The sequence below is a fragment of the Acetoanaerobium noterae genome (genome assembly GCF_900168025.1).
GTDB lineage: Bacteria > Bacillota > Clostridia > Peptostreptococcales > Filifactoraceae > Acetoanaerobium > Acetoanaerobium noterae.
This window is the reverse complement of sequence record NZ_FUYN01000013.1, coordinates 1-11276: the sequence shown is the minus strand read 5'-3', so window position 1 is coordinate 11276 and position 11276 is coordinate 1. Positions and strand designations below refer to the sequence as shown.

Below are 11276 nucleotides of genomic sequence, written 5' to 3'. Positions count from 1 at the left end.
CTAATATTGCTGCACCTGCTAAAGTTTCTAATAAAATTAACATTCCCTTACTCATGGTTCTCTCTCCTTTTTTGATGGGTCAACTTGACCCTTTTATATTTTTAATTTAGTTTTCATAAAATCTAAAATTTATTTTTTAGTGCATAGCTATATATAATAAGCTATCAAGAGCAAAATATATAAATATCAATATACCTATGCCTGCAAAATATTCTAATAAAGTTGATATTTCTTTATTCATGGTTTTCTCCTCTTTTTAATGAGTTAAATTAACCTTTTTACATCATATTCATTAAACCTTCAAACAATCCATAACCTACAACTACTAAGAAAATCGATATTATAGACATCATTCCGACTACTCCTAAAAATTCTAATGTCGTTGGACGATTCTTTAATTTATTTTCAATATAATTTTGATATTTTTCTATAAATCTACTCTCTACCAACTCAAGATTTATTTTTGAATCTGCTCTATCACCATTTAAATCATTTATTAGAATCGCTACAACTTCATCAACTTCATTAATATTAATTCTATGAGAAAACATTTTTAAAGCTTTCTCTGTCGAAAATTGGCTAATATCTGTCTTTAGTAGATTTAAGTCATACTTTAAATAGTTAGATGTTCCTTTATAATCATCTACTATTTCTACTAATGTTTTATTGTCAGGCGAACATCTATAAGTTGATATAAAAGAAGGCATTTCCATGATTATCCCAGTTCTGAGTTCATCCATTTTCCGTTCTATTTGTCCATTTATATCCTTATATACTGCTATTGCTAATACAAACCCTAATACCTTAAAGATGTATCCAGATATAATGGATAAACTTGATGCTAACGCACCTAACAAGAAAAAGAATATGAATACTACTATAGGAATAAGTATCTTTTGTATAAGATGCTTTTCATAAGAAATCTCTATACCTGCTCTTCTCAGCTTTTCAATCTTTTCTTTTTTTATCTCTGAATCTATGTGTTTTTTGTTAAATTCTAAAAGTCTATTTTCTAAAAAATTAAGGATTTTACTTAAAATATCTTTTTCTTCAGAATATAATTTTGTAATTCCCATTACATTCTTTTGAGTTACTTTTGAATATGATAAATTAAAATAATCATAAATTGATAAAAGTGCTAAAAAAACGAAAACAGATATTAATATTGATATAATCATCTTCCTCTCCTTTATGCACTTTGTTTTTCTGATTCTTCTAGCATTTGTTCTCTTAAATTTTTAACATATGCTAATTCCTGATCAGTTAGTTTTTTCATTTTCATTTTTTCTATAGTCTTTTCACTAATGAAATTTGGAGCTTCATAATGCCCTTCCACCTTAAATATTTTTTTACCATCCTGCTCTATATAATAGTTCTTATCGATATGATATTTTAAGAGAATATTTGTTTCTAATAACCCAGTTTCTTTTTTATAGTTTAATACTTCAGCTATCTCAACTATTTTCCTTGAACCATCACCTAATTGAGCCATTTTATAAACTATTGGCATAGCATGAGGGATTTTCCCTAAAATAATATGATCGCTTATATCAGAACCTTTTTGCTTATACATATCTAAGCATCTATCACCTAATGTTTCTAAACTCTCGTTGTGAAATAGTACAACTACTTGGTGTCCTGTTATAGCTGCATCAAATACGTCTATTATTTCTGCACCCTTCATTTCTTGTAATACAATTAATCTAGGTGTCATAGTAAGAGTTGTCCTTATTGCTTCTTGAAAATCCATCAACTCTGGATTTATTTCCCACATAAGGATATTATTAATAACATTTCCATACTCATCTGTTTTCTGTAAGTTAAATTCATCTACTTCAGCTATTGTAATTCCTCTTAAATCATCAGGTAAGCAATTATGAAGCATACTTCTCATTGTTCCAGTTTTCCCACAATCTGTTTCTCCATATCCTCCTATTGACATTCCATGTCTTATAAACATATTGAAAAGTTCATATCCATAATTATTGATAGTTTGTTTCAAAAGAAAATCTTTAGAAAAAGGTTTACGAGCCTGTTTTCTTATTGTCATTTGAACTACTCTTTTGTCATTATTATTTTCTCTTGCTATAGGATCTGTAATTATAGTGACTCTTATATTACTTCCTAAATTTATTATTGTTTTAGGATTATCTTTTCTTAAAGGCTTTGCATTTTTACTATTTCTACACATTCTTTCAGCTATTATAAAGGCTTTATCCGCAGGGATTTTTATATCTGTATTGTACTGTATCCCTTTTGAAACAATCTTTATAGTTGAATTTCCTCCGTTATACCTTATCTCTTCTATATCATCCCTTTCATAAATTAATTCATTGAATTGTCCATAGTCTAAAACTTCGTCTTGTATAGTCTTTACAGTTTCTTCTACACTATAGCCATTAATACATAATCCTTCTTGCATTAAATATTCTTCAATAAGTTTTGCAACTACTTGTTTCTCAGATTGAGAATTAGACATATTAGAAAAAGCTGTAGTATATTCTTCTCGTAAATGCTTTCCTACTTTTAGGGAAATATCGCTTATTTCTTGAGATATATTCTTATCTTCAATACTTACATTATTAATTTTGTCTATTTTTTTTCTTGCTATTAAATTATGAAAGTCTGGTATTGCTGAACTTCTTGAATTATTACCATGTGTACTAGCTTTTGAATATATCAGTACTTCTATTAATTCTTTAGCTTCTGAAGGAAGGTTCTTGTCATTTAAAATTTCTTTTACCTTTTCTTTATTTATTGCTTCCATCTATTAATCCCACCAATTCTTTTACTCTTTTAACAAATTCTTTTTCCAGTTTATCCCCTGCATTTTTAGTGCCTATAAGGTTATTTTCATTGTGATATAATGTCATGTTCCTTATATATGGAAGTTCTATTACCCTATTCGCATTTAGTATTGATGTAGTAGATAAAACCTCTTGAATGAGTTTGCTATCAAGAAAACCTAAAGTTTTATTTTTTATACAAAAATTGTTCTTAGGCTGCATAAAAGATAATTCTTGAAGATAGTTATCATAATCCTTTAGTAGTTTTAAAGTTGATAAATTTTCGTCAATTAAAGTTACTAAAATATCATGATTTCTAAATGAACTTAGTCCATCAAATAACATTTTTTCAATATAATTAGATGGCAAGTCTAAAATTATATAATCAAAACTGCCTTTCTCAGATTCTTGAATAATATATTCTATAGCATCATCGTTCATTATAAATAAATCATTCAATTCATCACTTATTACTTTTGATGAATAGAACATTTTTTCATGATGTTTTGATTGTATTAGATTATCTTCTAGTTTTTCTCGATTGTATAAATTTGTAAGCGATTTTGATTCGTCATAATCTGCTCCATTGATGTGTATTGATTGAGATGTATATCTATTGAATTCAAACACACAAACCAATTTACCTAATTCTGCTAGTTCATAAGCTATTTGATTTGCTACTGTGGTTTTTCCAGTTTGTGGCTGTGGGCTAAAAATGTATATTCTCTTCATTTTTACTCCTTTTTGTATCTCGTTATTTTGAGCTGCTCCTGGTCTTCAGGAAAATTATTGAGTTACATATTTTTGGGGTCTAGTTGACCCTTTTATAATCCTAATTTTTCTCTTTCTAATTTTGCTTCACTTTCATTTAATAAGATTAAGTGAATCACTCCATTATAGTTGTATGGAAGTACTTGTTTTATCTGTTCTTCATTCATATCTAAAACTACAACCGCAGGTTTTACCTGTGCTTGAATATTACTTCCATCGTTATTACTTTGTGTAGTACTTTGACCACTATCTTGTTTAACCTCAAGTACTCTAACTGCTCTAGTGGATTCTGGATAGCTTGTTAATGCCTGTCCTCCTTCACCTTTTGATACTATAGCTATCTGTACAAAACTTTCAGGAGTTATTTCTCCACCTACAGCTGATGCTAGATCAGTTTTCACTGCAATTGCTTTACCTAAAATCCTGCTTGAAAAAGATGTTTGTGTAGTATCTGATGTTATTTCGTCTTTATATATTTCTCTGTCTTTTTTCATATCATTTAATGCCACTTTACCTACTATTTGAGAGTTCTCCATAACTATTCCATTTGGAAGATTATATGAACCTCTTTTAGCAATCATTAAATCTTGTTCCTTAATTACTTTTCCTCTTTCAATGTCTTTTTTCAGTACAACAATATCTACTGTTTTTTGAGTTTGCTTTGACATACTGTAGCTTATTCCACCAAGCATTAACGCAATAATTAAAAATACTATTCCTGCAATTCTTCTTTTGTTTTTCATATGCTCCCCTTAATCTCTGAAAATAAATTCTGTTTGATTATTAATATTAGTAGGAAAATAAAAAGTATTAAATCTGGCTACAAAAGGATATAAATTGAAAGAACCTTTTATTGTAACTACTGGAATTTTAATCTGTCTTGCTTTTTCTCCCTCTATAACATATTGACCTTGAAATATTGTAAACTCAGTAATATTTATATCTTTCATGTAATGAGGATTATTTACTATTCTTGATTGAGTTAGAGAAACACCTAGATTATCTCTTAATAAATTTTCAATTATATCCCTTGTTTCATTAGGGTTTTCTATATACAAAATTCCATCATGTTTTAATTTTTCATCTACTGTCAAATCCATTGCATCTAATGTTGCCATTTGAATTTCTTTATATACCATTTCTTGGGTATTGTTCCACCTTATTAATTCCCCGCCTAAAACTGCGAAAAAAAAGGTAAATACAAATATAAGAAATATATTAAAAATACTTTTCAATTGTACCCACCTTTCATTTTTAATTACTTAACTTTGCAAAATATAAAGTAGTTCCTGTGTTATCATTCTTGTCATATACAAATAGTTTCACTGGTTGATTTTTAGCAAATTCTCTTTTCGTTTTCTTCCTGCTAATAAAGACTTTTTGCTCATTAACATTAAAAATATGACTCGTTACAGTACTTTTAATGTACTTTCCTACATAAATTTTTTCTAATTCTAGCTCTTCGCATTTTGACATTGTAAGAATAAAAATTCTTTTCTGAGGAATGATGTGAGTTATAGTACCTTCTATCTGATCTCCATTTACAATCCCTAGCTGTGATAGTTTTTTGCTTTTTATATTAGGGATATTGTTTTTAGGCAATATCCCTTTCATACCTTCACAATCAAGATACATCCCTAATTCATCATATTTTGAACCCTCTATATTCTTCTTAAAAATAATATTTTCATAAGTGCAAAGGATACTATCTCCAACTTTAAATTTTTGCATAAATTTATTTTCTTTTACTTCTAATGCACTCGTTCTATTTAATACTACAAATTGTTCTTCAATAGTATCTATATGAACGTAAGTTGAAGTTCCTATTATCTTATTTGAAATCAGTTTTACATCCCTTTGCACATCTAATGTTCTTAAATATTGTGAATAAGGCAGGACAAATTCGAAATCATAAAAATCATTAAACTCACATTTTAAAATTTCATTTTCATCATCTGCTTCTACAATTAAAACTTCTATAATATCTCTATTTTTCATAATGTCATTCAGTTCATCTGTTTGAGAATCTGAAATATTATTTTGCATTAGTAAATCATTAATAATCATCTTATAACCTCCGAATTAATTAAATCCGTTGTCGAACGTGATCGGCTCAAATCCTGTATTATTTTTATTTTTAGTTGAATCAGTAGGCTTTACATATGAATCTTCATACATACTACCTTTGATATTAAAGTTAAGTGTCTTACTATCAGACATTTCATAATCTCCTAGAACTGGTCCCGATAGCTTTGCATTTGTAAATTTAACAACTACACTGTATTTACCATCTTTTTGAGCTATATCAGTGTATACTACTTTTGCACCTGTCTTACTTCCACTGTTTTTAGCTGTTACAAAACTTCCGTTTCCTTTTGATTCAAGGTTTAAAGTCTTATTTTGAGCTATATTTTTCTTAACTGCAAAATCAGTAGTAACTGTTCCTGCTGTCGGAAGTGTTTGTTTAAATCCTGCTGTAGAATCTTTCTTATTCCCTGCTATTTGCTTCATTTCAAATTTAGATGAACCATCAACTTTAATTCCGTATCCTGCTTTTATAGTGACTTTATTTTGTTGCTTTCCATCTGCATCATAGATATTAGCACTTGTGATAAGGTCTATTTGGTATTTATAGTCTACTGGTTTCCATGAGTTAGACGGTTTATCATACTCATATTCTCTTTCTATCCAAACTACTGTGTTATTGTCCTTACTCTCAATAATTACTTCACTGGCTGGTTTTGGTGGTACTACTGGTTCACTTGGTTTTTTATTATCTCTGTCACGATCTTTTGATGAACCACCAGTAGTATATTCTCTTATGGTATAGTTTCCGTTATGGTCTTTTTCTATAGTTGATCTGGTAGTGCTGCCATCTGCATTTTTTCTAGTACCAAGATTAAGGGATGCTCCAGAATCGAAATCTTTCTTATTTTCTCCCTTATTCATATAATCCTTAGCTTTCTTTAAATCTTTATTATTATTAAGATCTCTTTCCTTAACTGTTTTAGATGAAGTTTTAACTGCATAAGCTACATTACTAGACATTAGAAGTACCATCACAAGGCACATACCTTTTAGAAAATATTTTCTTTTAGACATATATTATTTCCCTCCCTCTTCTACATAAAAAGGATTAGGAATAATAGCCATTACGTTAAGTCCATTTCTATAGAAACCTATATTTTGGCAATTTTTTATTTCTTCTGGATTCATCATCACTGGATATTTACTGTTTTCAGCTGGATCAACATACCAAAAATTAAAATCTTTATATTTTTCACTTGGATTTTGATTAATAGCTTCTCCAACTATTTGACCATTTTTTATAAATACTAGACTTTCTCCATTTACATTTCTGTCACTCGTTCCAATATCTGTGATATTTCCTGATGTTTCATCATCGTAAAAATAGAAATCATATATATCTCTTGTGTCTATAAAAACTCTGTCTATATGATATTTTGAAACTTCATTTCCTGTTTTTTCATCATATTTTTCCCAAAAATCCAACCATTCATTTGGGTTTGATACTACTAATTTTGATTTAGGGTCAGTAATATTAATCATTCCTGTTTTTTCGCTCTCGCTCCATACAGTCACTACTGCTTTTACTGGCTCTACATATCTATCTAGTATTTTTGTATCATTTTCTATCTTAGCTGATAAATTCCAAATCTCTACTAAGTCCCAAAAAGGAACTGATATAACACCTTTTTCAAATGTAACTGGTGATTCTAGCTGATGAATTTTATCGCCATTTTTCACTGTAGTACTTCCAACTAAAAACTGATATTCTTTTCCGTTATATTTTGTTTTGAATTCTTTATCACTTGAAGTCATAAGCTCTGCACCTAGATATTTTGAAAAAGTTTTTACTGGAGTCATAATCAATCCATCTTCAGATTTATAAATTGACTGCTCTTTTTCCCAATGATCGTCATAAAGCCCAAATCCGTTTACGCTCATTATTATCTTGCTTAAATCCTTTTCCTCTTTCATAAAATCAGGATAAGCTTTCCCTTCATATGCAAAACCTGTTAAGCTGCTAGTAAGAAAAACTCCTACCGCTAAAAAAGCTCCTACTAATTTTTTCATATTTTTCTCCCTTCAATTTTGGGTCAAGTTGACCCTTTTTTAAATTAATGTCATATTGAAATCTTTAAATAAAGTTCTATTCAACGATTCCTTAAAGGCATTTAACTCTTTTAACATATCAACTCCTTTATTCTCATTTATTGCTAATGTTTCTAATAACAAAAGTAATTTAAAGCTTCTTTCTTCACCTACCTTTCTTACAAGATCAGTAAAATCTTTTTCTTTATTTACAAGGACATTTTCGAGATTAGCTTGTCTGATGTTAGCACTTATTTGATTTATCTTTGACATACCTCTATGTCCTGTAAAATCATTGTCATAAAAAATTGTAGTTGGAATATTAAAATAGTCTTCATTCCATTCTCTAGGGATACTACTAGCTCCTGCTGTCGGTGAAATAATATTAGTACTTTTATAAAAATCTAAATTATTATTTATTAATACTTGATTCGCAAGTATTCCATCTGGTTCTCCTTCAAATATCCACAATTTATCTGCGTTAGCTGTGTAGTGGATATAATTAGTGGTTGAACTTCCATATCCAGAAAGATTAAATACTTTATTTTTAAAATATTTATCAGGAGTTATCTTTTGTACTTGTTTAAACTTTATATTTATTATTTCTCCACTTTTATTAAAAATAGGAAAAGTAATGCAATTTTTTAAATGATAGTGTTTTTCTGAAAGCTCTGTAATTTTAAAGTCTTCCCCTGCGTATCCGATTTTAAAAAGCTCAATTGTTTCATCTGTATAAAGCCTATAATTATATAGATATTGCAATGGAACTTTATTTCTACTTTTTCTTAAATTCGTTTGCAGTTGATACGTTATTTTTTCTAAATCTAGTTTTAAGTTAAAAGAATCTTTAATATACTTTCTATAATATTCTCCTTCACCTTCTAATGAATCGTATAAATCCTTAATATTTCCTGTTCTGCTACACCTGTGACACTTAAAAACACCTTTTTCGATGTTTATATCAATCTGATGTTCAATGCAGCTAGGACAATAATAAAAATCCATTTCATTGCCTATAACTTTTGATGTCTTAATATTGTGATTCAAAGAAAGTTCTTCAATTATTGCTTTATAGTCCTTAAACATTTTTCTAAACAACTCTTTTCAAACTCAGAATATGAAATAAAATTTGCTGTAACCTCAAAAGGAATGTCTAATATTATATTTTTTAGAAAGTCCTCTTCATTAAGTCCTAAAGCTTTTAAGATAGTGAAAATTGTAGAAAATCTAGTCCTAAAAAATGAACCAGTTTCTAGCATTGAAATAGTTCCTGGAGATATGTTAGATAATTCGGCTAAATTATTGAGTGTTAAATTTTTATCGTTTCTTATATCCTGAATGTTTTTCCCCATCTTTTTTTTGTAAAAATCCATATTTTCATAATTATTATCTATAATGTTCACCCCCTTTTTATCCTTTCAAGAAATTGAATATCTTAATTATAATCCTTTTTTTAGGAAATTTCAATACTTTTTCCTTTTTTCTGGAATTTTTTTATATTTCTTTAAATGCTTAGGCTTTTTGGTTATTATTAAGTTAATATCAAAGAAAGGAGTATTTTATGAAACATGATTATGACGAAATACTGAAAGTTTTAATTCAGCAAAGAATGAAAACTTTAGATATAACTTATACGGAACTTGCAAAGATTTCAAAGGTATCAAAATCAACTATTCATTCATATATAACTTATCCAGATAAAAGCATAAATATAAAGTCTTTAGTAAATATATGCAATGCCTTAAATATTAATACCTACGATGTTTTAGAAATTATAGGCTTAAAATCAGATGGGCTAGGAGAATATTACCCTAGATTTAAAACCATTATACTCAATTATCTAAAAAATAACAATATCGAAGATGAAATGTTTTCCGATGATGATTTTGAATTTATTCAAAAAGTGCTTATGTATATAGCATCCAATAAGATGTATAAAAATAAATAAAAAATAATTTATCTTTATATTATATTTATATACAAAATAAAAAAGGGTCAACTTGACCCTTTTTTCGATTAAGATTTTATTAGCTTAATATAAGTATTTATATTTTTAGCTATCTTATTTAATTGGTTATTTAGGCTTTCTAAATACATTACTATAACGAAAATAGAATATATAGCAACTATAATTATTATTTTGAATGAAGTTACATTTGTAAATAAATTACTATTAGTTCCCAGTTTAAATAAATTTAAAATATATCCCACTATTGACATAGATATTACTACCACCGCAGGTAAAAGCATTTTTTCTAACATTATGTTTTCATAGTATAGAGAAAATATTCTAAAATTCCTATCTTCTGATTCATTTAATGATAGCTTTTTAGCAATATTATTTGTTACAGTTTCTTTAAGCTTTAAATTAAAAAATTTTATAAGGTTTATAAAAAGATAACCTAGTGAGCCTGTTATCAGTATAGCCATTACAAAATATAATTCTTCTACCATGATTACCCCCTATTTATTTTCTCTCTTTACCCAAAATATAGTTGAGCTGGTTCTTTCCCTTTTAAGTAAATTAAAATTTGAATAATATCTTCTAAAGATTCTTCCTCAGATTTATAGTTTTCCTTAATTGCTTTAATCATATATCCCATTTTATTTAACACTGGTGTATTTTGTTTTAACATTATAGAGTATTTTCTTATTATTTCTTCTTTATTAGTTAAATTTAATAATTTAATTAATTCTTGATCTGTAAATCCATCCACTAGGTTTTTTAAGAAGTCTAAATCTTCTTTTTTGTATTTCATTTTTTTCTTATTTTTTATTAGAAATTTAATACTATCAATTTTTCTGCCTTTTCTTATAGTTTCATATTCTACCTGAAGGTCTGTATACTCATTTATTTCTTCAATTACTTTTTTAAGAACATATCTATTAAAATCTTTATAATCAGGATAATTATCGCATCCTATCATGTCCTTTAGCTTACTCAATTCAAAAATAGAAGTACTTATCTTTTCATCTTTTTTCAGAATTTCATAAAATCTGATACTATACTTATTTTCTAAATATAAAATATTATTAATTTCATAAATAGTATATTGTTCTTTTAATTTAAGCATATATGGTATTAGCTTTTCTGAAAACTCTAATTCAAAAATAGCATCACCTTTATATTCAATTGAAGATAGCCAATTCATAATTACGAATTTCTTATTACCCTTTCTATCTACTTCTCCCTTATCAATATATATTTGTTTTTCCATTAAACCTATTGCTATTTCTTTAAACTCAGACAGCCTATTACTTTCACTCTTTATTTCCTCTAAAAATTCATTTATATTTATAGTAATAGTATTAAATCGATCATTATTATCATCTATTTTCGTAGATGAATATAAAATCAATTTCTGTTCTAATAAGCTCAATTTATATCTAGCCTCAATTAATGTGTTAGCTTTTTTTACTAAATTATTTTTTTGCTTCTCCATATAAATCTCCCCTAGCTTTTTTAGTTATATAAATATTAAACTTAAAAAGCGAAAATGTAAATACATTTTTCCACTTTATTTAGTTTTTTTTTCCACTTTAACAGCTTTTTTTATCAATTTTCTACAATTTAGTGTATTCTATACATACTTAATTCCACTT

13 protein-coding genes are annotated in these 11276 nt (G+C 27.5%); 1 reads left to right on the top strand and 12 read right to left on the bottom strand.

All coding sequences use genetic code 11. From position 1 onward, the window contains the following. Positions 1-278 precede the first annotated feature (278 nt). The 10 genes from B5X47_RS13460 to B5X47_RS13415 all read right to left on the bottom strand — a co-directional run bounded on the left by B5X47_RS13460 (position 279) and on the right by B5X47_RS13415 (position 9046). Positions 279-1178 carry a hypothetical protein gene (locus tag B5X47_RS13460; protein ID WP_079590817.1) on the bottom strand — a complete coding sequence of 300 codons (900 nt, stop codon included), beginning with the start codon at positions 1176-1178 and terminating at the stop codon, positions 279-281. A gap of 11 nt (positions 1179-1189) precedes the next feature. After that, positions 1190-2767 carry an ATPase, T2SS/T4P/T4SS family gene (locus B5X47_RS13455; protein ID WP_079590815.1) on the bottom strand — a complete coding sequence of 526 codons (1578 nt, stop codon included), beginning with the start codon at positions 2765-2767 and terminating at the stop codon, positions 1190-1192. After that, positions 2751-3518, bottom strand: a complete 768-nt coding sequence (locus tag B5X47_RS13450; protein ID WP_079590813.1) for an AAA family ATPase — start codon at positions 3516-3518, stop codon at positions 2751-2753. The genes B5X47_RS13455 and B5X47_RS13450 overlap by 17 nt, the downstream gene beginning before the upstream one ends. 92 nt (positions 3519-3610) lie before the next feature. After that, entirely contained in the window at positions 3611-4300 is a 690-nt protein-coding gene (gene cpaB / locus B5X47_RS13445; protein WP_079590811.1) for a Flp pilus assembly protein CpaB, read from the bottom strand. A 9-nt stretch (positions 4301-4309) separates the two neighbouring features. Then, positions 4310-4792, bottom strand: coding sequence for a hypothetical protein (locus B5X47_RS13440; protein WP_079590809.1), 483 nt, complete (start codon positions 4790-4792; stop codon positions 4310-4312). A gap of 19 nt (positions 4793-4811) precedes the next feature. After that, positions 4812-5624 (bottom strand): hypothetical protein, encoded by an 813-nt coding sequence (locus tag B5X47_RS13435; protein WP_079590807.1) that lies wholly within the window; start codon positions 5622-5624, stop codon positions 4812-4814. 15 nt (positions 5625-5639) lie between these two features. After that, on the bottom strand, positions 5640-6659 hold the full coding sequence (locus B5X47_RS13430) for a hypothetical protein (RefSeq protein ID WP_079590805.1): 1020 nt from the start codon (positions 6657-6659) through the stop codon (positions 5640-5642). A 3-nt stretch (positions 6660-6662) separates the two neighbouring features. Next, complete coding sequence (locus B5X47_RS13425; protein ID WP_079590803.1) at positions 6663-7655, bottom strand: stalk domain-containing protein; 993 nt, start codon at positions 7653-7655, stop codon at positions 6663-6665. Positions 7656-7694: 39 nt separating this feature from the next. Then, the gene (locus B5X47_RS13420) at positions 7695-8759 is read right to left on the bottom strand and encodes a hypothetical protein (protein ID WP_079590801.1); all 1065 of its coding nucleotides are present in this window, start codon (positions 8757-8759) and stop codon (positions 7695-7697) included. Continuing rightward, entirely contained in the window at positions 8735-9046 is a 312-nt protein-coding gene (locus tag B5X47_RS13415; RefSeq protein WP_079590799.1) for a helix-turn-helix domain-containing protein, read from the bottom strand. Before B5X47_RS13415 ends, B5X47_RS13420 begins: the two co-directional genes overlap by 25 nt. 188 nt (positions 9047-9234) lie before the next feature. Between B5X47_RS13415 and B5X47_RS13410 the strand changes: the two genes are divergently transcribed. Continuing rightward, on the top strand, positions 9235-9621 hold the full coding sequence (locus B5X47_RS13410; protein WP_079590797.1) for a helix-turn-helix domain-containing protein: 387 nt from the start codon (positions 9235-9237) through the stop codon (positions 9619-9621). 68 nt (positions 9622-9689) lie between these two features. On the opposite strand, the gene B5X47_RS13405 is transcribed toward B5X47_RS13410, so the two are convergent. Further along, entirely contained in the window at positions 9690-10127 is a 438-nt protein-coding gene (locus tag B5X47_RS13405) for a hypothetical protein (RefSeq protein WP_079590795.1), read from the bottom strand. Between the two features lie 26 nt (positions 10128-10153). Next, positions 10154-11116, bottom strand: a complete 963-nt coding sequence (locus tag B5X47_RS13400) for a replication initiation protein (protein WP_079590793.1) — start codon at positions 11114-11116, stop codon at positions 10154-10156. Positions 11117-11276 lie beyond the last annotated feature (160 nt).

Bases quoted from the DNA above. Each gene is read 5' to 3' on its own strand.
- B5X47_RS13460 (WP_079590817.1), bottom strand. From the start codon at position 1,178: ATGATTATATCAATATTAATATCTGTTTTCGTTTTTTTAGCACTTTTA.
- B5X47_RS13455 (WP_079590815.1), bottom strand. From the start codon at position 2,767: ATGGAAGCAATAAATAAAGAAAAGGTAAAAGAAATTTTAAATGACAAG.
- B5X47_RS13450 (WP_079590813.1), bottom strand. From the start codon at position 3,518: ATGAAGAGAATATACATTTTTAGCCCACAGCCACAAACTGGAAAAACC.
- cpaB (WP_079590811.1), bottom strand. From the start codon at position 4,300: ATGAAAAACAAAAGAAGAATTGCAGGAATAGTATTTTTAATTATTGCG.
- B5X47_RS13435 (WP_079590807.1), bottom strand. From the start codon at position 5,624: ATGATTATTAATGATTTACTAATGCAAAATAATATTTCAGATTCTCAA.
- B5X47_RS13430 (WP_079590805.1), bottom strand. From the start codon at position 6,659: ATGTCTAAAAGAAAATATTTTCTAAAAGGTATGTGCCTTGTGATGGTA.
- B5X47_RS13425 (WP_079590803.1), bottom strand. From the start codon at position 7,655: ATGAAAAAATTAGTAGGAGCTTTTTTAGCGGTAGGAGTTTTTCTTACT.
- B5X47_RS13420 (WP_079590801.1), bottom strand. From the start codon at position 8,759: ATGTTTAAGGACTATAAAGCAATAATTGAAGAACTTTCTTTGAATCAC.
- B5X47_RS13415 (WP_079590799.1), bottom strand. From the start codon at position 9,046: ATGGATTTTTACAAAAAAAAGATGGGGAAAAACATTCAGGATATAAGA.
- B5X47_RS13410 (WP_079590797.1), top strand. From the start codon at position 9,235: ATGAAACATGATTATGACGAAATACTGAAAGTTTTAATTCAGCAAAGA.
- B5X47_RS13405 (WP_079590795.1), bottom strand. From the start codon at position 10,127: ATGGTAGAAGAATTATATTTTGTAATGGCTATACTGATAACAGGCTCA.
- B5X47_RS13400 (WP_079590793.1), bottom strand. From the start codon at position 11,116: ATGGAGAAGCAAAAAAATAATTTAGTAAAAAAAGCTAACACATTAATT.